Source organism: Pseudoclavibacter sp. RFBG4 (genome assembly GCF_002931515.1).
In the GTDB taxonomy this organism is placed as follows: Bacteria; Actinomycetota; Actinomycetes; order Actinomycetales; family Microbacteriaceae; genus Pseudoclavibacter.
Genome location: NZ_PSYC01000005.1, coordinates 18,561 through 39,639, shown reverse-complemented (window position 1 = coordinate 39,639; position 21,079 = coordinate 18,561). Strand labels below are relative to the sequence as shown.

Annotated in this window: 19 protein-coding genes; 14 read left to right on the top strand and 5 right to left on the bottom strand. The window is 67.6% G+C overall.

Annotated features, from left to right (window positions below):
• The 9 genes from rpsN to C5E10_RS01355 all read left to right on the top strand — a co-directional run bounded on the left by rpsN (window position 1) and on the right by C5E10_RS01355 (window position 9,117).
• Complete coding sequence (gene rpsN, locus C5E10_RS01395; protein ID WP_068483923.1) at window positions 1-306, top strand: 30S ribosomal protein S14; 306 nt, start codon at window positions 1-3, stop codon at window positions 304-306.
• A gap of 140 nt (window positions 307-446) precedes the next feature.
• On the top strand, window positions 447-1,070 hold the full coding sequence (locus C5E10_RS01390; protein WP_104243804.1) for a DUF2975 domain-containing protein: 624 nt from the start codon (window positions 447-449) through the stop codon (window positions 1,068-1,070).
• On the top strand, window positions 1,070-1,306 hold the full coding sequence (locus tag C5E10_RS01385) for a helix-turn-helix transcriptional regulator (protein ID WP_104330117.1): 237 nt from the start codon (window positions 1,070-1,072) through the stop codon (window positions 1,304-1,306). The genes C5E10_RS01390 and C5E10_RS01385 overlap by 1 nt, the downstream gene beginning before the upstream one ends.
• 505 nt (window positions 1,307-1,811) lie before the next feature.
• Window positions 1,812-3,530 (top strand): AMP-binding protein, encoded by a 1,719-nt coding sequence (locus C5E10_RS01380; RefSeq protein ID WP_104330153.1) that lies wholly within the window; start codon window positions 1,812-1,814, stop codon window positions 3,528-3,530.
• Window positions 3,531-3,786: 256 nt separating this feature from the next.
• A complete protein-coding gene (locus C5E10_RS01375; RefSeq protein WP_068483913.1) occupies window positions 3,787-4,074 on the top strand; it encodes an HU family DNA-binding protein in 288 nt (95 codons plus the stop codon).
• Window positions 4,075-4,199: 125 nt separating this feature from the next.
• Window positions 4,200-6,353, top strand: coding sequence for a bifunctional copper resistance protein CopD/cytochrome c oxidase assembly protein (locus C5E10_RS01370; protein ID WP_258070951.1), 2,154 nt, complete (start codon window positions 4,200-4,202; stop codon window positions 6,351-6,353).
• A complete protein-coding gene (locus C5E10_RS01365) occupies window positions 6,350-7,639 on the top strand; it encodes an ATP-dependent RecD-like DNA helicase (RefSeq protein ID WP_104243800.1) in 1,290 nt (429 codons plus the stop codon). The genes C5E10_RS01370 and C5E10_RS01365 overlap by 4 nt, the downstream gene beginning before the upstream one ends.
• A gap of 166 nt (window positions 7,640-7,805) precedes the next feature.
• Window positions 7,806-8,363 carry a YceI family protein gene (locus C5E10_RS01360; protein ID WP_104243798.1) on the top strand — a complete coding sequence of 186 codons (558 nt, stop codon included), beginning with the start codon at window positions 7,806-7,808 and terminating at the stop codon, window positions 8,361-8,363.
• 190 nt (window positions 8,364-8,553) lie between these two features.
• Window positions 8,554-9,117: an AAA family ATPase gene (locus tag C5E10_RS01355; RefSeq protein WP_104330116.1), complete on the top strand. Its 564-nt coding sequence runs from the start codon at window positions 8,554-8,556 to the stop codon at window positions 9,115-9,117.
• An 8-nt stretch (window positions 9,118-9,125) separates the two neighbouring features.
• Here the strand turns inward: C5E10_RS01355 and C5E10_RS01350 are convergent, their stop codons facing one another.
• Complete coding sequence (locus C5E10_RS01350; RefSeq protein ID WP_104330115.1) at window positions 9,126-9,674, bottom strand: hypothetical protein; 549 nt, start codon at window positions 9,672-9,674, stop codon at window positions 9,126-9,128.
• A gap of 171 nt (window positions 9,675-9,845) precedes the next feature.
• On the opposite strand from C5E10_RS01350, the gene C5E10_RS01345 reads away from it, so the two are divergent.
• Together C5E10_RS01345 and rbsK are read left to right on the top strand one after the other, a co-directional pair.
• Entirely contained in the window at window positions 9,846-10,256 is a 411-nt protein-coding gene (locus tag C5E10_RS01345) for a DUF6157 family protein (RefSeq protein ID WP_104330114.1), read from the top strand.
• Window positions 10,253-11,185: a ribokinase gene (gene rbsK / locus C5E10_RS01340; protein WP_104330113.1), complete on the top strand. Its 933-nt coding sequence runs from the start codon at window positions 10,253-10,255 to the stop codon at window positions 11,183-11,185. The genes C5E10_RS01345 and rbsK overlap by 4 nt, the downstream gene beginning before the upstream one ends.
• A gap of 89 nt (window positions 11,186-11,274) precedes the next feature.
• On the opposite strand, the gene C5E10_RS01335 is transcribed toward rbsK, so the two are convergent.
• Window positions 11,275-12,513: a saccharopine dehydrogenase family protein gene (locus C5E10_RS01335; protein ID WP_104330112.1), complete on the bottom strand. Its 1,239-nt coding sequence runs from the start codon at window positions 12,511-12,513 to the stop codon at window positions 11,275-11,277.
• A gap of 125 nt (window positions 12,514-12,638) precedes the next feature.
• Window positions 12,639-14,162 carry an APC family permease gene (locus tag C5E10_RS01330; RefSeq protein ID WP_104330111.1) on the bottom strand — a complete coding sequence of 508 codons (1,524 nt, stop codon included), beginning with the start codon at window positions 14,160-14,162 and terminating at the stop codon, window positions 12,639-12,641.
• A 285-nt stretch (window positions 14,163-14,447) separates the two neighbouring features.
• Here C5E10_RS01330 and C5E10_RS01325 point away from each other — a divergent pair, with 285 nt between their 5' ends.
• Window positions 14,448-16,388 carry a M60 family metallopeptidase gene (locus C5E10_RS01325; RefSeq protein ID WP_104330110.1) on the top strand — a complete coding sequence of 647 codons (1,941 nt, stop codon included), beginning with the start codon at window positions 14,448-14,450 and terminating at the stop codon, window positions 16,386-16,388.
• A 59-nt stretch (window positions 16,389-16,447) separates the two neighbouring features.
• Here the strand turns inward: C5E10_RS01325 and C5E10_RS01320 are convergent, their stop codons facing one another.
• Window positions 16,448-16,990: a TetR/AcrR family transcriptional regulator gene (locus C5E10_RS01320; protein ID WP_104330109.1), complete on the bottom strand. Its 543-nt coding sequence runs from the start codon at window positions 16,988-16,990 to the stop codon at window positions 16,448-16,450.
• Between the two features lie 53 nt (window positions 16,991-17,043).
• On the opposite strand from C5E10_RS01320, the gene C5E10_RS01315 reads away from it, so the two are divergent.
• A complete protein-coding gene (locus C5E10_RS01315) occupies window positions 17,044-18,219 on the top strand; it encodes an FAD-dependent oxidoreductase (RefSeq protein WP_104330108.1) in 1,176 nt (391 codons plus the stop codon).
• A gap of 351 nt (window positions 18,220-18,570) precedes the next feature.
• On the opposite strand, the gene C5E10_RS01310 is transcribed toward C5E10_RS01315, so the two are convergent.
• Window positions 18,571-19,428 (bottom strand): SDR family oxidoreductase, encoded by an 858-nt coding sequence (locus C5E10_RS01310; protein ID WP_104330107.1) that lies wholly within the window; start codon window positions 19,426-19,428, stop codon window positions 18,571-18,573.
• Between the two features lie 258 nt (window positions 19,429-19,686).
• Between C5E10_RS01310 and fdhA the strand changes: the two genes are divergently transcribed.
• Window positions 19,687-20,901: a formaldehyde dehydrogenase, glutathione-independent gene (gene fdhA, locus C5E10_RS01305; RefSeq protein ID WP_104243781.1), complete on the top strand. Its 1,215-nt coding sequence runs from the start codon at window positions 19,687-19,689 to the stop codon at window positions 20,899-20,901.
• Window positions 20,902-21,079 lie beyond the last annotated feature (178 nt).

The following is a 21,079-nucleotide window of genomic DNA, read 5'->3' as shown; positions in this document are numbered from 1 at the left end:
ATGGCCAAGAAGAGCAAGATCGCCAAGAACGAGCAGCGCAAGGTCATCGTCGAGCGCTACGCGGAACGCCGCGCAGAGCTGAAGAAGGCGCTTGTCGACCCGAACGGCACCGACGAGTCGCGCGAGGCAGCTCGCGTCGGCCTCCAGAAGCTTCCCCGCAACGCTTCGCCGGTCCGCGTTCGCAACCGCGACAGCATCGACGGACGCCCCCGTGGCCACGTCTCGAAGTTCGGCATCTCGCGTGTCCGCTTCCGCGACATGGCACACCGTGGCGAGCTGCCAGGAATCACGAAGTCGAGCTGGTAACCACCGGCCCGCCAGCGATGGCGTAGTGCTTTCCGAAACCCCCGAGCGTCTTCGCTCGGGGGTTTCGTGCGTGCGGGGGTTGCAGTTCCAGCCATATCGTTTATCGTTATGCATATCGAGAAACGATATGGAGGAAGATCATGAACGCACGACAGAACGCGACAGGCTCGGACCGCGAAGCGAAGGAACTCGGCTACCTGTGGCCGCTCGGCATCGCCGCCGCCGGACTCGTCGTCCTCAAGCCGCTCGAGAACGTCATCGGATTCCTCGTCGACGGCCAGGTGCGTGTCAACGCATCGTTCGAGGGGGCGGCCGTCTCGCTCCCAACTCCCGTCGGCGCCGACGTCCCGCTTGACGGGGCCTCGACGATCCTCGTTGCGAGCGACCTCATCCCCACTGGTGCCCTTGTGCTGCTCCTCATCGGCCAGGTCATCGGTGCGCTCCTCAGTCTCGCCGCTGTGTGGATGCTCCTCCTCTTCGCCAGGAACCTCGCGAAGGGCGACTTCTTCGGCGGCAAGAGCATCCGCCTCCTCGACTGGTCGTCGGGGCTTGTCATCGCGGCCCTCGCCGCACCGGGGTTCTTCGAGCTCCTCGGCACGAACTGGACGATCGCGAAGCTCGGCTGGGACGGGCGGGACGCCCCGGAGCCGACGGTCCTCGACCAGACGTGGACGTTCCTGCTCATCCTCGTGATCGTGCTCGTCGTGAACCTCATCATGCGCCGCGGCGCTCGCCTGCAGCAGGACCAGGAAGGGCTCGTCTGATGGTTCCGGAGCCCTTCGAGGAGCCGAGCCACATCGTGTGCCACCTCGGCGAGATCATGGCGAGGCGGGGGATCACGCTCGTGGAGCTCTCGGAACGCGTGGGGATCAGCGTCGTCAATCTGTCGGTGCTCAAGAACAACCGCGCCAAGGCGGTGCGCTTCGAGACGCTCGCGCGGCTCTGCGCGGTCCTCGAGTGCAAGCCGGGCGAGCTGCTCGACTACCTCCCGCCACGCTGAGCCTCCGCCGCGCGCCTTCGCCGCGCGCCTTCGCCGCGCGCCTTCGCCGCGCGCCTTCGCCGCGCGCCGTCGCCGCGCGCCTTCCACCGCCCCCTCCCGCCCCATCCGGTCCGTGAGTAGGGCAGTTTCCTCCCGTCACGGGCACGGGGATGGGGCGAAGCTGCCCTATCCGCGCCCCGCCCCGCCACGCCCGGCGCCTCCAGCTGCGTCCGCCACGCGAATGGGGCGGTTTCCTCCCGTTTCGGGCGCGGGGATGGGGCGAAGCTGCCCTATCCCGGCCCGTCCTGCCCCGCCCGGTTCGTGAGTGGGGCAGTTTTCTCCCGTCCTGGGGGCGTGGGTGGGAGGAAGCTGCCCTATCCGCGCCCCGCCCCGCCGCGCCCGGCGCCTCCAGCTGCGTCCGCCACGCGAATGGGGCGGTTTCCTCCCGTCACGGGCCCGTGGATGGGAGAAAACTGCCCTATTGCGGCGAAGGTCTTTGTCGGCGGGGTGCGTGAGAATGGCACGCATGTCAGATGTTCGAGGCGCAGACGCCTTCCGCAGCGCACGTGACCAGCTGCTCTCCCTCCGCACAGACGCTGGGCGGGCGAGCCGGGAGTTCGAATGGCCCGATGTCGGAGACAACTTCAACTGGGCGCTCGACTGGTTCGACCAGATCGCCGAGGGCAACGAACGCACCGCGCTCTGGATCGTGGAGGACGACGGCAGCGAGGCGAAGTACAGCTTCGACGACCTGCGCCGTCGGTCCAACCGGGTCGCGAACTGGCTCGAGGCGCAGGGCATCCGCCGCGGTGACGTCGTCATGCTCATGCTCGGCAACCGCCGCGAGCTCTGGGAGGCGATGCTCGGCGCGCTCAAGCTCGGCGCCGTCATCCTCCCCACGTCCGTGGTGCTCGGCCCGCACGACCTCGACGACCGCGTCGAACGGGCCAGGGTGCGGCTCGTCATCGCCGAGGAGGCCGATGCGGTGAAGTTCGACAACGTCCTCGGCAGCTACCGCATCGCGCAGGTGGGTGCTGGCCTCGAGGGGGTAGCGCGGGAGGCGTGGCTCGACTTCAACGACATCTACGACGCGTCGGATGCGCCGATCGAGAAGCGCACGGCAAGCGACGACGCCGCCCTCATCTACTTCACCTCCGGCACGACGAGCCACCCGAAGATCGTGGTCCACTCGCACCGCTCCTACCCCGTCGGGCACCTCTCGACGATGTATTGGATCGGCGTCGAGCCGGGCGGCGTGCACCTCGCGATCAGTGCGGCGGGCTGGGGCAAGCATGCATGGAGCAGCTTCTTCGCGCCCTGGAACGCCGAGGCGACGGTCTTCGTCGTCAACTACCAGCGCTTCGACGCGGCCCTCCTGCTCGAGCAGCTCGACAAGGCGGGCGCGACCTCGTTCTGCGCCCCGCCGACGGTGTGGCGCATCCTCGTGCAGCACGGCAAGTCAGCGAAGCCCCGGGCGATGCGCGAGCTGCTCTCGGCCGGAGAGCCGCTGAACCCCGAGGTCATCGCACGCATCCACGCCTGGTGGGGGCTCGAGATCCGCGACGGCTACGGCCAGACCGAGACGACCGCCCTCATCGCGAATGCGCCGGGCGATGTCATCAAGCCGGGTGCCATGGGGCATCCGCTGCCCGGCATGAACGTGGTGCTCCTCGACCCGGTGACGGGCGTCGAAGGCGACGAGGGCGAGATCTGCCTCGACATGCGTGGTGAGCGCCCCGTGAACCTCATGACCGAGTACCTCGGCTCACCCGCGGCGACCGACAACGCGGTGCGTGACGGCTTCTTCCACACCGGTGATGTCGCGGTGCGCGATGAGAACGGATGCATCACCTTCGTCGGCCGCACCGACGACGTGTTCAAGTCGTCCGACTTCAAGGTGTCGCCGTTCGAGGTGGAGAGTCTCCTCCTCGAGCACGATGCCGTCGCGGAGGCGGGCGTCGTCGGGGCTCCGGACGCGACGAAGCTCAACATCACGAAGGCCTACGTGACGCTCGCGGCGGGTTGGGAGTCGAACCGGCAGACCGCGCTCGAGGTGCTCCGGCACGCCCGCGCGGTCATGGCGCCGTACATGCGGGTTCGGCGTCTCGAGTTCTTCGAGCTGCCGAAGACGGCGTCCGGCAAGATCCGTCGCGTCGAACTCCGCAATCGCGAGATCGAGGCCGACGGCACCCGCCTCGCCGAGGAGTGGCGCGACGACGACTTCCCGGAGATCAAGCGGCGCTGAGCGGTTCCCGTCGCTGCTGGGGCGACGCCACGGCTTGGGCGCATCAAGCGCCGATACGGGCATCGATCCGGTCCAGAACCGCAACGAACCGGTGAATTCCGTGGCAAGACGCGGCGTGTCAGGCGAATCTGCAAGCGAGAGGCCCTGGTTTTGGTAGGTTGACGAAGGTCCTGCCGCGGAATCCCGCGGAACTGCAGGACTTCTGAACCCAACATGCTGCACTCGCAAGGGCGGGGCTGCGTCCTAAGGAGGACATATGGCAGACAAGACTGTGAACAAGACCGAACTCGTTGCCGCGATCGCGACCGAGACCGGCCAGAGCCAGGCTGTTGTTGGAAGCGTCCTCGACGCACTCTTCAGCGAACTCGCCTCGAACGTTGCCAAGGGCACGAAGGTCACGATCCCGGGCTGGCTCTCCGTTGAGCAGACCGCTCGTGCCGCGCGCACCGGCCGCAACCCTCAGACGGGTGAAGCCATCCAGATCGCCGCCTCGAAGGGCGTCAAGATCTCGGCTGGTTCGAAGCTCAAGGCCGCAGCCAAGTAGTCTTCGCGCCTGAATGCACGCGGGGTCGCTTCCATTCGGAAGCGGCCCCGCGTTCTTGTCGCAGCCGGTCGCTTCCCCTGTGGATGACAAGCCCGAGCGCCGGCGACGATCTACACTTGATGATCATGCCTACGCCCCTCGATTCCGGTTCCACGATCGAGGCGGCGGCAACTGCGGATAGGGGCGGCAGCAAGGCCGAGCGCAATCGCGCGAGCGCCGACTCCTGGTCGCTGCACACGAAGCGCATGATCGTGCTCGGGCCGGCGATCTTCCTCCTCGCGGCCCTCGTGGCGGTCATCTGGGGGCTCGCCTACGGTGGCGGAGCGACCCCGCTCATCGTCTCCGACCCTGGACCCATCGTCATGTGGGGTGTGCCGGTTGCGCGTCTCGCGCTGAACCTGTCGGCCTCGGTCACGATCGGCGCCCTGGTGCTGGCGGCGTGGGCGGCGAGTCGCAAGCAGCCCGAGTTCGAGCGGGCCATGACGATCGCCTCGTCCGGTGCCGCGGCCTGGGTGGTGTCCACGGCGGCCGCGGCCTTCCTCACCTACCTGCAGATCTCCAATGCCGCGTTCTCGCTCGACGCCGCCTTCGGTCAGGGGCTGCTCTTCTTCTTCACCTCGCTCGAGCTGGGCCAGGCGTGGGTGCTGGCGCTCGGCATGGTGCTGCTGCTGTCGGTTGTGGTCTTCGCGAGTCGCAGCCCGTGGATGGTCGGGCTCTCGGCCGCGTTCTCGCTCTTCTGCCTGTGGCCGCTTGGGGCGCAGGGTCACGCCGCGGGTGCGGCGAACCACGAGACCGTCGTGGGTGGCATCACCCTGCACTACATGGGCGCCGCGCTCTGGCTCGGTGGCCTCCTCGTCGTCGCCATCCTTGCGCCGCGCATGCCCGATGTGCGCCGCCTCGCAGTGATCGAGCGCTACTCGTCGCTCGCCCTCGTCGCGTTCATCGTGGTCGCCGCATCCGGTGTCGTCGCGAGCGTCGCCAACATCGGCTCGTTCGCCGAGCTCGCCTCGCCATACGGGGTCATCGTCATCGTGAAGGCGGTTGTGCTCGTGGTGCTCGGCTTCATCGGCTGGGCGCAGCGGCGGGGACTCATCAACCGGATGCGCGCTGCCGTCGAGCAGGGAGCATCCACCCGCAAGCCCATGGTGTGGCTCATCTCGCTCGAACTCGCCTTCATGGGCATCGCGTCGGGTGCCGCCGCGGCGCTCGGGCGTACCCCGTCGCCCGTCACTGAGGTCACGGCCGACCAGCTCGCGGCCCCGACGCCGGCGCAGCTGCTCACGGGCGAGCTGCTGCCTCCTGAGTTCGAGCCGTTCCGTCTGCTCACCGAGTGGCGTCTCGACCCGATGTGGACAACGCTGTGCCTCTTCGGCCTGTTCTTCTACATCGCAGGGGTCCTGCGCCTGCGTCGCCGCGGCGACGAGTGGCCGCTTGGCCGCACGATCTCGTTTGTCCTCGGCATCGTGATCCTGCTCTACCTCGTCAACGGCTCGCTCATCGTCTACGGCAAGTTCGTCTTCAGCTTCCACATGACGCAGCACATGTTCCTCACCATGCTGGTGCCGATCATGTTCGTGCTGTCGGCCCCCATGACGCTCCTCCTGCGCAGCGTGCACGCGCGCCACGACGGCAGCCTCGGCACGCGCGAGTGGGCGCTCAAGTTCGTGCACTCGAGGTGGGCGAAGTTCTTCTCGCACCCCATCGTGTCCGCCGTCGTCTTCGCGGGCTCGCTGCTCGTCTTCTACTACACGCCGCTGTTCCGCTGGGCCGTGACCGACCACGTCGGGCACATGTGGATGATCGCCGACTTCCTCATCGTCGGCTACCTCTTCGCCAACGCGCTCATCGGCATCGACCCGATCGGCACGCGCGCCCCCTACCCGATGCGCCTCATCGCCCTCGTGCTGGTCATGACATTCCACGCCTTCTTCGGCCTCAGCATCATGAGCGGCACGGGCCTGCTGCTCGCCGACTGGTATGGCGCGATGGGCAGGCCGTGGGGAGCGGATGCCATCACCGACCAGCAGATCGGCGGCGCCATAGCGTGGGGTGTCGGCGAGGTGCCCACGGTGATCCTCGCGATGCTCGTCGCCTACTCGTGGTCCCGGTCCGACGACCGGGAGGCGAAGCGGCGCGACCGGAAGGCCGACCGTGACGGCGACGCGGAGCTCGAGGCGTACAACGCGCAGCTCAAGGTGATGGCCGACCGCACGGAGGCACTGGAGAAGCGCAAGCAGGAGCGGCTCCAGCGCGAGCAGCAGCAGGAGTCCACCAAGTGACGATCGTCCTCACCCCTGAGCAGCAGGGTGTCTTCGACGCCATCGAGCACACGCGCGAGCACCTGTTCGTGACGGGGCGCGCCGGCACGGGCAAGTCGACGCTCCTCAACCACCTCGCGTGGCACACGTCGAAGCAGCTCGTCATCGCGGCACCTACGGGAGTCGCGGCCCTCAACGTGGGCGGGCAGACCATCCACTCGCTCTTCAAGCTGCCGATCGGCGTCATCGGGGATGCGCCCATCGAGCAGAACGGGGATGTGCGGAAGCTGCTCAACAAGATCGACACGCTGGTCATCGACGAGGTGTCGATGGTGAGCGCCGACCTCATGGACGCCATCGACCGCTCGCTGCGGCAGGCGCGCCAGCGGAAGAACGAAGCGTTCGGCGGCGTGCAGCTCGTGATGTTCGGCGACCCGTTCCAGCTGGCGCCGGTGCCGCCGTCCGACCCCGATGAGCGCGCGTACTTCCGCGACCACTACCGTTCGCTGTGGTTCTTCGACGCGAGGGTGTGGCAGGAGGCGGAGCTGCGCATCCACGCCCTGCGCGAGATCCACCGGCAGCACGAGGACGAGTTCAAGAACATCCTCACGGCCGTCAGGTACGGGCAGGTCACGGCCGACATGGCGAACCGCCTCAACACGGTCGGCGCGAGGCCCGCCCCGGCCGACGGCACGATCACGCTCGCGTCGCGCAACGCGCAGGTCTCTCGCATCAACGCGCAGAACCTCGAGCGCCTGCCCGGAGCCTCCATGACCGCGAACGCCGACATCTCGGGGGAGTTCGGCGGCCGCAACTTCCCCGCGGATGAGCGCCTCGATCTGAAGGTCGGCGCGCAGGTCATGTTCCTGCGCAACGACTCTGACGGGCGCTGGGTGAACGGCTCGATCGGCGAGGTCACGCGCATCGACAAGACCGTCTACGTCGAGATCGATGGCGACGAGCACGAGGTGGAGCCCCTCGTGTGGGAGAAGCTGAAGTACTCGTACTCGCCGGATACGCGGGAGCTGTCGCGCGACGTCGTGGGGGAGTTCACGCAGTTCCCGCTGCGGCTCGCGTGGGCGGTGACCATCCACAAGTCGCAGGGGAAGACCTACGATCGCGCCGTCGTCGACCTCGGGGCGAGGGCCTTCTCGCCCGGGCAGACCTACGTGGCCCTGTCGCGCATCCGGGCGCTCGATGGGCTGCATCTGTCGCGGCCACTGCAGCCGAACGACATCTTCGTGGATGACAATGTGCTGCGGTTCATGAAGTCGGTCAGCGACGCGGCGAAGCAGCAGCAGGGGTAGCTCGGACGGCTGGCCGCCGAGGCTGTCGACCCGTTTCCCAAAGATTTCCCTGGGTGTCGGAATACCGTCACACTTCTATGCGTTTGAATAACTTGTATCCGCAACAATGTGTTACGTTGTCCAGGACTTGACCGAGACAGCACCCAACGACCCTTCAGGAGAAGACATGAGCATCAGCGCAGCAGACATCAACGGCTGGACCGCCGGCACCTGGAACATCGACCCCACGCACACCGAGGTCGGCTTCGTCGTTCGCCACCTCGCGATCAGCAAGGTCCGTGGCGGCTTCGAGACCTTCTCGGGCACCATCACCACGGGTGAGACGATCGAGGAGTCCACGGTCAACGCCGAGGTCGAGGTCGCATCGGTCAACACGAAGCAGCCTGCTCGTGACCAGCACCTCGCGACCTCCGACTTCTTCCTCGCCGAAGAGTTCCCGACCTTCACGTTCGCCTCCTCCGCCACGCGCGTCGAGGGCGACTCGGTCAAGGTCGACGGCGAGCTCACGCTCCGCGGCGTCACCAAGCCCGTCACGTTCGATGTCGAGTTCGGTGGCATCACGACCGACGGCTACGGCCAGAAGAAGCTCGGCTTCGAGGCTGTCACGAAGATCAACCGCAAGGACTTCGGCGTCAACTGGAACGCACCGACCGAGGCCGGCGGCCTCACGCTCGGTGACACCGTCACGATCAACCTCGACGTGCAGGCGACGCTCGCCGTCTAAGGACGAACCAGGTCGCTTCGGCGGCCGAGGCGCGATCCCCCGATCGTGCTGCGCGTCTCCCCTGAACGCGCACAAGATGGCCGGACACCCTGTGTCCGGCCATCTTCGTGTCTCCGCCGCCGACCGCCCCGCGACGAGCTCGGGCTGCTCCAGGCCGGCGAGTGCCGGAGGGCGAACGTAGGGTTGCAGGGTGTCAGCTCCTGCAGGATCCCCGGAATCCTCCCCTCGGCGTGTACTCATCGCGGGTCCCGCCGGCGTCGGGAAGACAGCGGTCGCACGCCAGGTGGAGCGCAACGCGAACCTTCCGCACACGGAGATCGACGCCCTGTTCCATGGCCCGGGTTGGACGGTGCTGCCGGGGTTCGTCGAGTCCGTCGACGCCTTCACGAGCGAGGAGCGCTGGGTCACGGAGTGGCAGTACGCGACTCAGCTCGGTGACCTGCTCACGAGCCGGGCCGACACGCTGGTGTTCCTCGACTACTCGGTCTGGACGCACATGTCGCGGCTCGTGCGGCGCACGCTCCGCAGAAGGCTGCGGCGCGTCGAACTGTGGAACGGCAACATCGAGCCTCCCCTGCACACGATCCTCGTCGACCCGGAGCACATCGTCCGGTGGGGGTGGAAGGGGCGCGCCAAGATTCGCCGGAGGGTGGACGCGGCCGAGCGGGCCTGGCCGAGCCTCCGCGTGGTCCGTCTCCGTTCACAGGACGCGGCCGACGACTGGCTTCGCGGCCTCCGCCCGCATCGCACCTGACCCGCGCCCTACGTCGTGCCGTCTTGGCCCATCTCGTGCTCCGCGAAGCCCATGCATCCGTGCTGCGTCCAGTCGTTCGGCGCGGTCGGCGCGGGCTCACCGTAGAGGGCGAGCAGTTCGGCCTCCCCGAAGTGCTCGTTCGCTTCGCTCTTGTCCTCGGGATGCAGTTGCCAAGGGAGTCGGAAGCGGTAGTGGATGCCCTTCTCGCGCATGCACTGCGAGATGAGGAACTTCTCCTCGACGTAGAGCTGCTGGTCGGCAACGGTCATCCCCAATGCGCCCTCCTCGTAGGTAACGGCGCTGCGGTCGGACTCGGAATTCCAGAACCGCACGCCGTACGCGTCGGTTTCGTAACTCGCCTCGGGGGTCGCGGTTGCCATCGGGGTGGTCGAAGGCGTGACTGCCTGGGTCGCCGACGGCGCTGCGGCGGACTCCGACTGTGCCGTCTCGGCCTGTGCCGTCTCTGCCGGGGCCGATGGCGAGCACCCCGAGATGAGGAGCACGACGGTGGCCGTCGTGAAGCTGAGGGCGAGCTTCAGGCTTGAGATATCGCGCAATGCAGGTTCCTTCCGAACGCCGAATTCGTACCCTATGCGAGGGGCTCTGCCCCCAGGCGGATTTCCGGATAACGGTTCAGCGCACGCGCCGACCACTCGGTCACGCTTTCGTGACGCTAGCGATGCTCTTCGCGATCGGCTCCCCAGCTGAACGCCCCGTAGGCTCTGCCCATGGGAACGACGAACTACGCGAGCACGTTCATCCAGATCGCCGACGACTGCCCCGTCGACGAGGCTGAGGCGCCGCCCGAGTCGGCGAAGGGGCCGACCATCGCGAGCCTCCAGCACGCCCTCATCGTCGCGCACCCGTATGAGTACACGTCCGACGATGTGCTCTTCGAGACCTACGCCGTGCGCAACGCGGTACCGGCTGAGGAGCGGGACGCGGCCAGGGCCGCCTTCTTCGCGAAGGACCAGGCGTGCCTTCGCGCGTCTCCCCTCGGGAAGCGCTGGGGGTGGGGCATCCACTCCGACGAGGAGGGGCGTGTCGCGCTCGTGCCGCTCGGCTCGGACGAGTACGAGGAGAAAGCGGGCGACGAATCGCTCACGCAGCTCAAGGCGATGCGCTCGAAGCGCGCATGAGCGGCACGAACCGAAGCGGCGTGCTTGTCGTCGGGAGCGTCTCCGCCGACCTCACCGCCTTCTCCGCCCGGCCGCCGGAACCCGGTGAGACGCTGAGGGGCGACAGCTTCAGCCTGGCCCTCGGCGGAAAAGGGGCGAACCAGGCCGTCGCGGCCGCCCGCGCTGGCGCATCCACCTCGTTCATCGCGTGTGTCGGCGACGACGCGTTCGGCACGATGGTCACGCGCGAGCTCGTCGACGCCGGCGTGGGTGTCGACAGGCTGCGGACGGTGTCAGGGGAGACGGGTATCGCGCACATCCGCGTGGATGCGAGCGGCGAGAACTCCATCGTCATCGTGCCGGGAGCGAACGACGCGCTCGACGAGGCGACCGTCGTGCAGGGCATCCGCGACTCCGCGGCCACGAGCTCGGTGCTGCTCACCCAGCTCGAGACGCCCGCGCGGCTGACCGCGAGCATCCTGCGCACGGCGCGGGATGCCGGGATCACGACGATCCTCGACCCGGCGCCCGCCGCACCTCTCGACGAGGAGGTGTGGGGCCTCGTCGACCTCGTCACCCCCAACGAAACGGAGGCGCGGATGCTCACGGGCATCGTCGTCGACTCGGAGGCGAGCGCCGTCGAGGCCGGACGGTGGTTCCTCGACCGCGGCGTCGGGGCGGTGCTCGTCACACGCGGCGGGGACGGGACGACGCTCGTGACGCCCGAACGCGCGGAGACGTTCCCCGTGATCGAGGTCGAGGCCGTCGATACGACGGCGGCCGGCGACGCCTTCGCCGGTGCGCTCGGGGCTGCGCTCGCTGGCGGGCGATCCCTCGAAGCGGCGATTCGGTTCGGGGCGGCCGCTGGTGCTCTCGCCGTCTCGAAGCGCGGGGCCTCGCCGAGCATCCCGACGGCCGCCGAGATCGAGGAGTTGCTGCGGAGAGGCTGACCAACTTCAGTGCAATATCGGACCGAGCGGCGCCAAAACAGCGCTTTCGGCCAGAGATTGCACTGAAGTTGGTCAGCGGACCCGGGCGCTTACGCGGACAGCGCCGCGCTGCGGTCCTGCACGTGCCACGGCGAACCGTAGCCGGCGGGCTCCGACGAGCCGAGCAGCTCCAGGAACGGCTTCGCGTCGAACGCCTCGGGTGCGAGCACACCGGCACCAGACCAGACGCCCGTCGCGAGCAGCTCGAGGGCGATGACCGGGTTGATGGCGGTCTGCCAGACGACGGCCTGCGAATTGTCCTTCGCCATCGTCTCCTCGTTGTCGGCCACGTGGTACAGGTACACCTGCTTCGGCTCGCCGTCCTTGCCCTTGCCGGTCACGAGGAGGCCCGCGCAGGTCTTGCCGCGCATGCGGTCGCCCAGCTTCGCGGGGTCTGGCAGCACCGCGGCGACGACATCGCGAGGCGACACCTGCTGGCCCTTGACGCTGACCGGGTCGGTGCTGTCGAGGCCGAGCATGTGCAGCGTCTTGAGCACATCGATGAACTCCTGGCCGAGTCCGTACTTGAACGTGACGCGCTTCGCGTCGGTCCACCGCGGCATGAGCAGCACTTCCTCGTGCTCGACGTTGACGCACTCGACGGGGCCGATGCCCTCGGGGAAGTCGAACACCTCAGCCTCGCTGAAGGGCGGCGTCGTGTACCAGCCGCGCTCGCGCTCGAAGATGACGGGCGGGTTGAGGCACTCCTCGATGGTCGTCCAGATCGAGAAGGACGGGGCGAAGTCGTAGCCCTCGACGGTGAGGTTCGCGCCGTCGCGCACGCCGAGCTCGTCGATCTCCGAGAACAGCTCGTCCTCTGCGTAACGGGCGAACACGTCCGAGAGGCCTGGCTCGACGCCGATGCCGCACAGCGCGAGGACGCCGCGCTCCTTCAGCGCCGCATCGTGCTCGAACTGCTCGTCGCCGAGCTTAACGCCGGTCTGCTCGTGCGGATGCTCGGGGTGCGGCTTCGAGAGGCTCATCGCCATGTCGAGGTAGGTCGCGCCGGCGGCGGTGACGCCTGTGAAGATGGGCATCACGAAGCGGGGGTCGACCGCGTTGAGGACGTGGGTGATGCCGTTGTCGCGCACGAGCGCCTCGACGGCGCCGGGGTCGGACGCATCCACCTGGGCCGCGCGGAATCGGTCGTCGCCGAGTTCGGCGACGAGGTCCTGCGGGCGGGCGGGATCGTAGTCGGCGATGAGGCAGGAGTCGAAGAAGCTGCGTCGCTTCGCGATGCGGGCAGCGGCTGCGCCGACGCCTCCGGCACCGATGATGAGGATATGCACGAAAGGCCTTTCTCTGATCACGTGCGGTGGATGTTCCGCCCGGTCCACGGGGTGAACCTTGCGGTTGGTAGGTCGTGCGGTGCGGCTCGAGTGCCCGGCCGGGAGGCGGGACGCCTGGCTGCGGGTCAGTCTTCCGGGGCGAGGATCGCGGAGTGACGGTTGATGGTGCGCTTCTCGAAGTAGTCCTTCGAGCCGGGCATCGCGGCCCAGACGAACATGAGGATGAAGCCGATGACAAACGAGCCGATGCCGATGACGAACGCGCTGCCGAGGCCGAAGAAGGTCGTGTATCCGTACTCGGGGTTGGCCATGTCGATCGCCGACTGGAAGAACGCCCACACCATGAACACGCCGCCGAGCAGCGGGAACAGGAACCGGTAGAGGAAGTTGCGGGTCGACGTGAAGAGGCTGGTGCGGAAGAACCAGATGCAGGCGAAGCTCGCGATGCCGTAGAAGAAGGCGATGGCGAGGCCGATCGAGAGGATCGAGTCCTGCAGCACGCTGTTCGACACGAAGCTCATGCCGACGTAGTAGACGATCGCGACGATGCCCATGAGGAGCGTCGAGAACGTCGGGGTCTTCGACTTCTCGCTCACCACGGCGAAGCGCTTCGGGAGCGCCTTGTACACGCCCATAGCGAAGGTGCCGCGGGCGGTGGGCAGGATCGTGGTCTGCGACGACGACAACGACGAGACGGCGACGGCGAGCACGAGGAACCAGCCCCACGGGCCCATCGCGAGGTCGGTGAGCACCGAGAAGACGTCGTCGGCGTTCTCCTCGTTCGCGAGACCGGTGCCGGTCTCGCCGAGGCCGGCGTACATCATGACGACGATCGTGATGCCGACGTACGTGATGAGCAGCAGCACGGTCGAGAGCACGGCGGCACGGCCCGGGGTCTTCTTCGGGTCCTTCGTCTCCTCGGTCAGAGCGAGGCAGGTGTCCCAGCCCCAATAGATGAAGAGAGCGAGGATGATCGCCTGCACCATGCCCGTGACGTCCGCGAGGAACGGGTTGAACCAGTCGATGCTGACGGGCGTCGGGTCGGGCGCCGTGCCGTTGAAGTAGCCGACGAGGCAGCCGACGACAAACGCCGCCATTGCCGCGTACTGGATGACGAGCAGGACGACCTGCATCTTCTCGCCCAGCTCGATGCCGCGCATGGAGATCCACGTCATGACGGCGATGATGACGGCGCCGAAGAGCGTCACGACGACCCGGTTCTCGGCGAGCGATCCGTCTCCGATGAGCAGCAGGATATAGACGGAGGCGATCTCGGCGAGGTTCGCCATGACCAGGATCCCGGCGACCGCGAGGGCCCAGCCCGACATCCAGCCGGTGCGAGGGCCGAAGGCCTTGGCCGCCCAGGTGAAGACGGTGCCGCAGTCGTTCAGCTCGTTGTTGAGCTCGCGGTACGCGAAGGCCGTGAACATCATCGGGATGAACGCGAGGATGAACGCGATGGGCGCCTGCTCGCCGACGGCGATCACGACGAAGCCGAGGGTCGCTGCGAGGGAGAAGAGGGGCGCCGTCGAGGCGAGGCCGATGACGGTCGACCCCCAGATGCCGAGTCGTGCGGGGGCGAGCCCCTTGCCGATGGGCGTCTGGGTGGCGAGGGCCTCGGTAATGGGGCCAGGCTGTGCGTTGGTCATCGTTGTCTCCCGCATCAAAGGGCCTGCCGCGTTCGCGGAGTGAGCACGAACTTACCATTTGGTCGGTGATGCGCCGAGAATTTTCCCGCATCGGTGCGTAACGGTTCTGTTTCCTGACGGACAGTGCTGACTTACAGGCTTGCTACGACCTAGAATTCTGATTCACTTGCGGATGCCCCTGGCTCCGCATGGTCCGTGCCCAGTGGATCGTGCGCCGCAGCAGAATGCGCCCAGAGGGAAGCACGCACCTCAGAGGCGGCGTTCTGCACGAACAACGAGGAAGACATGAAAAAACTCAAGATCGCCAGACTGGCGACCGCGGCGTTGGCAGCAACTCTGGTGCTCGGAGGCGCGCTCGTCGCGCCGCCCGCCCTCGCTGCAGAGACGCAGGCGGCGCTGCCGACGCAGTTGTCCACGACCACCGGCTCCACGCTGGTGCGCTCACTGAGCGTGGACGGCGAGGGGAGGATCTCCTACACGCTCGGAGCCGGTCTCTTCAGATCGTCCACGCGCATCATCGTGTACATCGACGGGGGCTACGCGGGTGAAACCTACGCGGGGACGGCGTACTACTCGATGGCCGAGAGCGCGAGCAGAGAGACGACGGTGAAGCCCACTCGCAAGGCGACAGCGGGTCAGCGCGTGGATGTGATGCTCGCGGAAGGCGCACCCGGAGAGGCGCACGCGCATGCAGACGAGCGCACCCTGGCGTCGACCGTGGCCGGCGAGGTCTCGAACGTGGCGCTCGATGCCGACGGAAAGCTCGCGGTCACCATGAGCGAGCGGGTCTTCGCATCCACGACCCGCACGATGATCTGGGTCGACGGAGTGTACGTGGCGGAAACCTATGCCGGCTCCGCCTACTACTCGGCGAAGACCATCTCGAATGGGTCGGTGACGATCACCATTGCGCGCACGGTCGCGCCGGGGCAGAAGATCGAAGTCGGTGTCGTCGCCGGAGAACCGGGCACCGCGAGTAGCCCAGAAGCTTCCAGCATGGTCGCAACGGTGTACGCGACGACGGCGCCGAAGCTGCTGATCGATCAGGAATCATCCAAGCTGCTGCTCGCCGCCCGGGGCGACGCCGAGGCAGACCGTGTTCGCGAGAATCGACAGATGCGACACAGCGTGCATGAGCCGACCGGCCGATATGTCACGTCAGGGCAGACGCTGCGGATCACCTTGCCGGCTGGCAGTGTCGGGGTGGAGGCGGTCATCGGGCAGTACGGCTCGTACGCGGCATTGAACGGCGGGTCGTCGGTCGACGTGAAGCGCACGCCGCTCAAACCTGGCACGAACACGATCGTCGCCGATAGGGATGGTCTGGTGTCGCTCGCGAAATCTTCGGGCGCTCCTGAAGCAGTGACCGTCACCGGGGGAGTGCCGGTCCCGACCTTCACCCGTGGGCAGACGACGGTCGACGACTTCGCACTGCAGGACATGCTCTTCGCCGATGCGCCCTTCGTCGTTGTCCAGGGGGAGCGCGTGTTCGCCGTCCTGCAACGTTCCATCGCCTCTGCCGACTTCGACGCCATCAGCGATGAGCGCGTGCTCGCCTGGGACCACGTCGTGGCGACGACGGACACGAACTACGGGCTGTCGATCGCGGAGAATGGCCTCCACCACAAGTCGCCGGCGCGAGTCATGATCACCAACCCGGATTCCGGCGGCGGATACGCCTCCGCCACGCATGATCGCATCACGTTCCAGACCGACACGGGGGCAGCGGCGGACCTCCTCAGGCAGCCGATCACCGACCAGTGGGGACTCTGGCATGAGATCGGACACACCTACCAGGCCCCGCAGTATCGATGGGATGGCCTCGGTGAGGTGACGGTGAACATCTCCTCGGTCGCGGTGCAGCTCTCACTCGGACAGCCGAACCGCCTCGAGTCGGAGAGCAGCAAGCGGGCAGTCGCCACCTACCTGGCAAAGCCCAGCTCTGAGCGTTCCTTCGACGCGGAGAGCGATCTCTTCGTCAAGCTGGCGATGTTCGATGGTCTGCGCGGCAAGTTCGGGGACAGCTTCTACCCGACATTGAATCGTGAATACCGCGAGCGTCAGCAGGCAGGGCTCGTCCTGGCTGACGACGAGAGTCGGCGACAGCTCTTCATGACCGTCGCAGGGGAGGTGGCCCAGGCGGATCTCACCGCGTACTTCACCGCATGGGGTCTCGCACCGAACGATGCCACGAGGGCTTCGCTCGCCGCCTACCCGGTGAAGTAGCTCGCTCGGGCGTGTCCGACACCTGCGACCTGCTCCGCTCGTCCGGTGTCGGACACTCCCTAGCCGCGGAGGTCCCGGATCGCGCCGAGGATCTCGGCTGTCGACTCCGCGTTGATGAACTTCTCGTTCTCCGAGCCCACGCTGAGCAGCGCGTTGTGGTTCATGCCGTCACCGACGAACAGCACGAGCCGTGCGACCGAGGTGTCGCCGATAGCCCGAACCAGTGCGTCGAACCAGCCCTCCCGGCACTGGCGGAGCACGTCGAGCGCATCCTTGTCGCCGGTCTGCGCGAGGCGGTACACCGCTTCCACGAGCCGTTCGAGGAGGCTGTCCCGATCCTGCGAGGAGACGATGTAGTACGAGACGGCGTTGTCGAGGTCGGCGAGCATGTTGTCGGCGTCGACCCGCGCCTGCCCCCGCAGCTCCTCGAGGAGCGCATCCCCGAGCGCCTGCTTCGACGAGAAATGGTGCAGCACCCCGGCCTTGGAGAGCTTGCAGGTGGTGCCAACTGCCTCGAGGGTCGTCCCGCGCACGCCGGAGTCGACGAGCAGGTTCATGTACGCGGTGAGGATCTTCTCCCGCTGACCGGAGACGGTGAGCATTCCGCAATGGTACCGAGGAAGTGCCCCGAGTTGAGTGCGGGTAGCGTGGGGCCATGACTGACGTTGACGTGCTCATCATCGGCGGCGGCGCGATGGGCCTGTCGACCGCGTGGCAGCTGGCGAGGCGCGGCAGGCGCGTGCGCCTGCTCGAGCAGTTCCAGCCCGGTCACCACATGGGCGCGTCCCACGGGGCGACGCGCAACTTCAACACGTCGTACACGCAGCCGGATCTCGTCGCGATGCTGCACGAGTCGCGCGCGCTGTGGGGCGAGCTCGAGCTCGACTCTGGCCGCCAGATCCTCGACCTCGTCGGTCTCGTGAACCACGGGCCGGGGGCGGCGAGCCCCGAGGTACATGGTGCGATCTCCGCGAGCGGGGAACCCGCCGAGCTGCTCTCGACGCAGGACGCGGGCGAACGGTGGCCTGGCATCCGCTTCGACACCGAGGTGCTGCACCTCCCGAGGGCCGGCCGGGTCAGGGCAGCGGATGCGCTGACGAGCATGGCCGAGCTGGCCGCTGCGAGCGGCGCGGAGCTGAGCTGGGGCACGCGAGCGGTCAGCGTCGTCGAACAGGCCGAGCGCGTGGTCGTCGAGGCGCACTCCTGGGGCGAGGAGCCAGAGCATCGGGGTCACGCGCGCGAGACGATCACCGCGAAGGTCGTCGTCTCTGCGGTCAACGCGTGGACCCGCACGCTGCTCGGCGGGGCCGTCGAGCTGCCGCGCCTGCGCGTGACCCAGGAGGCGCCCGTGCACTTCCGCGAGTTCAACGGGTATGTCGACTGGCCGAGCTTCAACCACCTGCCCGCGCTCGGGAGGCCCGGGTACGAGGGGTGGCTCTCGCCGGTGTACGGGATGCTCACCCCCGGTGAGGGGATCAAGGCGGGATGGCACGGGGTCGGGCCCGTCGTCGACCCGGACTCGCGAGACTTCCAGCCGGTGTCCGCGCAGCTCGACGCCATCAGGCAGTACGCGCGGGACTGGCTGCCTGGCGTCGATGCGGAGAGCGCCGACCCGATCAGCTGCACCTACACGACGACCGACGACGCCAGGTTCGTGATCGACCGGGTCGGCCGCATCGTGGTCCTCGCTGGGTTCGCGGGGGAGGGGTTCAAGTTCGTTCCCTCGATCGGCCGCCTCGGGGCCGACCTTGCCGAGAACGGCGCGGGCTCAGCTCCCGAGCTGTTCTCGCTCAGCCGACCGCGCTCGCTCGCCCCGCAGCCGCTCCGGTAGCGCGCGGCCTGCGCCTGCGCCTGCCTGCTCTGGCTTGCGCCTGCCTGCCGGCTCTGGCCTACCTGTCCGCCTGCCTGCTTGCTCTGGCCCGCCTGCCTGCTTCGTCTCGGGATGGGGAAGTCACTTCGTGCTGGAGAAGTTCCCGCAACGAAGTGACTTTTCCATCCCGAATGGAAGCAACCGAGGCGGATGGCAGGGGGAGCGAGGCTGGGGCGGATAGGACAGGGGGCGGCCTGAGCTGGGAGCCGGGAACCAGCGGCTGGGCTTGGGGGCAGCCGGTGATCAGCCGCCGGGCCGGAATCGTAGCCGGAACCGCGCGCGGAACCCAGGTGGAACCGCGCGCGGAGCTGCCTAGGCGGTGAGGGTGCGGAGCGTCTCGGCGAGCGTCGTCGTGGGGCGTCCGGACACTCGGGAGAGGTCGCCGGTGGTGAGGGCGAGCCCTCCGTCGCGGATGTTCGCGTCGAGGCCCGTGATGAAGCCGATGGTGCCTTCGTCGAGCCCGTTCGAGGTGAGGGCGGCCTTGTGCTCCTCCGTGGTGAGGGCGCGGTACTCGACGTCGCGGCCGATCGCGTCGGCGAGGGTCTTCGCGAACTCCTCGAAGTCCCAGGCCTTGTCGCCGGAGAACTCGTAGACCTTGCCTTCGTGGCCGTCTTCGAGGGCGATCGCGGCGATGCCTGCGGCGTAGTCGGCGCGGGAGGCGCTGGCGACTCGGCCCTTGCCCGCGCTGTTGACGATGACCCCGGTCGTCTCGCCCTGGGCGATGTCGGCGACGTAGTTCTCCGTGTACCAGCCGTTGCGCACGATGGTGGCGGGAAGGCCGGATTCGCGGATGAGCGACTCGGTCGCGACGTGCTCAGGCGCGAGGATGAGGGCATCCGGGTCGCCGCCGAGGACGCTCGTGTAGACGATGCGGGCCGCGCCCTTGGCCTTCGCCGCGTCGATGACCGCTTCGTGCTGCGCGACGCGGGTGCCCACTTCGCTGCTGGAGATGAGCACGACGGTGTCGCCTTCGTTGATGGCGGCGGTCGCGGTGTCGGGCTGCGAGTAGTCGATGGTGGCGGTGCGAACGCCCTTCGCTGCGAGCTGCGCGAGTCGCTCGGCGTTGCGGCCGCCGGCGACGATCTCGGTGGGGGTTGCGCCGCGCTCGAGGAGGCTGTCGATGACGAGGGTTCCGAGCTGTCCGGTCGCGCCGGTGATGACGATTGCCATGCTTGCTGTTCCTTCCGAGAAGTGGATGCTTGCAGCTACAACAACCGATGGGGTATCGGCCGTATTCCGAACGCGCTGGGAAGTCGACTGAACAGATCACCCGGGCCTGAGTCTGTGCATCCGCTGGTCATCTGCCTCGAATCCTGGTGTGTCCTGAGGGCGGCCAATAGCCTCGAAACACTGCGTAACAGAGACGTTCGCAGGGTTGCACCGTCGTGTGCACCGCATGCAGAACCCGCTCAACTCAAAGGAGAGATCATGGCGAGCAACAGAGCCGTCGCGTACAAGGGGCCGAACGAGGTCGAGGTCATCGACATCCCGTATCCCGAGTTCGAGCTGAAGGATGGGCCGGGCGTGAACCCGGCGAACGTGGGTCGCCAGGTGCGGCACGGAGCCATCCTGCGCACCGTGACGACGAACATCTGCGGGTCCGACCAGCACATGGTGCGCGGTCGCACGACTGCCCCGGTCGACCTCGTGCTGGGTCACGAGATCACGGGTGAGGTCATCGAGGTCGGGCCGGACGTCGAGTTCATCAAGGTCGGCGACATCGTGTCGGTGCCGTTCAACATCGCGTGCGGGCGCTGTCGCAACTGCAAGTCGGGCAAGACGGGCATCTGCCTCAACGTGAACCCGGACCGGCCAGGCAGCGCGTACGGCTACGTCGACATGGGCGGCTGGGTCGGCGGGCAGGCGGAGTACGTGCTGGTGCCGTACGCCGACTGGAACCTCTTGAAGTTCCCGGACCGCGACCAGGCGCTCGAGAAGATCCTCGACCTGACGATGCTCTCCGACATCTTCCCGACGGGCTTCCACGGTGCCTACACCGCGGGGGTCGGCCCAGGGTCGACGGTGTACATCGCAGGCGCGGGCCCGGTGGGGCTCGCGGCAGCAGTCAGCGCGCAACTGCTCGGTGCTGCCTGCGTCATCGTGGGCGACCTCAACGAGGAGCGCCTCGCGCAGGCGCGGTCGTTCGGCTGCGAGACGGTCGATGTCTCGAAGGGTGACCCCGGTGAGCAGATCGAGCAGATCCTCGGTGTGCCGGAGGTCGAGTGCGGTGTGGATGCTGTGGGCTTCGAGGCCCGCGGGCACGGTTCAGATGCGGGGCACGAGGCGCCCGCGACGGTGCTGAACTCGCTCATGACGGTGACGGAGGCTGGTGGTGCGCTCGGTATTCCCGGCCTGTACGTGACCGGCGACCCGGGCGGAGTGGACGAGGCGGCGAAGGTCGGCTCGCTCTCGATCCGGCTCGGGCTCGGCTGGGCGAAGTCGCTGTCGTTCACGACCGGACAATGCCCGGTCATGAAGTACAACCGGCAGCTCATGCAGGCGATCCTCTTCGACAAGGTGAAGATCGCCGACGCCGTGCAGGCGACGCCGATCACGCTCGACGAGGCTCCGAAGGGCTACGCCGACTTCGATGCGGGCGCGCCGAAGAAGTACGTGCTCAACCCCAACGGCTACGTGAAGTAGCTCGGCACGGGGGTACATCAGACCGCGACAGAGCGTGGAGGGCGGCGGGCCCCACGCTGCAGGGAGGACTGCAGCGTGGGGCCCGTCGTGTGCACTCCGCTGATTGTCGGTCGTCGGGTGCAGACTGTGCTCGTATTCGGGTGCGGGCAGTGCTGCTCGCTGCTCGTCGAGGAAGGGG

What these genes read in the sequence shown, in the direction of transcription:
- rpsN (WP_068483923.1), top strand. Translation starts at nt 1, where the DNA reads ATGGCCAAGAAGAGCAAGATCGCCAAGAACGAGCAGCGCAAGGTCATC.
- C5E10_RS01390 (WP_104243804.1), top strand. Translation starts at nt 447, where the DNA reads ATGAACGCACGACAGAACGCGACAGGCTCGGACCGCGAAGCGAAGGAA.
- C5E10_RS01385 (WP_104330117.1), top strand. Translation starts at nt 1,070, where the DNA reads ATGGTTCCGGAGCCCTTCGAGGAGCCGAGCCACATCGTGTGCCACCTC.
- C5E10_RS01380 (WP_104330153.1), top strand. Translation starts at nt 1,812, where the DNA reads ATGTCAGATGTTCGAGGCGCAGACGCCTTCCGCAGCGCACGTGACCAG.
- C5E10_RS01375 (WP_068483913.1), top strand. Translation starts at nt 3,787, where the DNA reads ATGGCAGACAAGACTGTGAACAAGACCGAACTCGTTGCCGCGATCGCG.
- C5E10_RS01370 (WP_258070951.1), top strand. Translation starts at nt 4,200, where the DNA reads ATGCCTACGCCCCTCGATTCCGGTTCCACGATCGAGGCGGCGGCAACT.
- C5E10_RS01360 (WP_104243798.1), top strand. Translation starts at nt 7,806, where the DNA reads ATGAGCATCAGCGCAGCAGACATCAACGGCTGGACCGCCGGCACCTGG.
- C5E10_RS01345 (WP_104330114.1), top strand. Translation starts at nt 9,846, where the DNA reads ATGGGAACGACGAACTACGCGAGCACGTTCATCCAGATCGCCGACGAC.
- rbsK (WP_104330113.1), top strand. Translation starts at nt 10,253, where the DNA reads ATGAGCGGCACGAACCGAAGCGGCGTGCTTGTCGTCGGGAGCGTCTCC.
- C5E10_RS01330 (WP_104330111.1), bottom strand. Translation starts at nt 14,162, where the DNA reads ATGACCAACGCACAGCCTGGCCCCATTACCGAGGCCCTCGCCACCCAG.
- C5E10_RS01325 (WP_104330110.1), top strand. Translation starts at nt 14,448, where the DNA reads ATGAAAAAACTCAAGATCGCCAGACTGGCGACCGCGGCGTTGGCAGCA.
- C5E10_RS01320 (WP_104330109.1), bottom strand. Translation starts at nt 16,990, where the DNA reads ATGCTCACCGTCTCCGGTCAGCGGGAGAAGATCCTCACCGCGTACATG.
- C5E10_RS01315 (WP_104330108.1), top strand. Translation starts at nt 17,044, where the DNA reads ATGACTGACGTTGACGTGCTCATCATCGGCGGCGGCGCGATGGGCCTG.
- C5E10_RS01310 (WP_104330107.1), bottom strand. Translation starts at nt 19,428, where the DNA reads ATGGCAATCGTCATCACCGGCGCGACCGGACAGCTCGGAACCCTCGTC.
- fdhA (WP_104243781.1), top strand. Translation starts at nt 19,687, where the DNA reads ATGGCGAGCAACAGAGCCGTCGCGTACAAGGGGCCGAACGAGGTCGAG.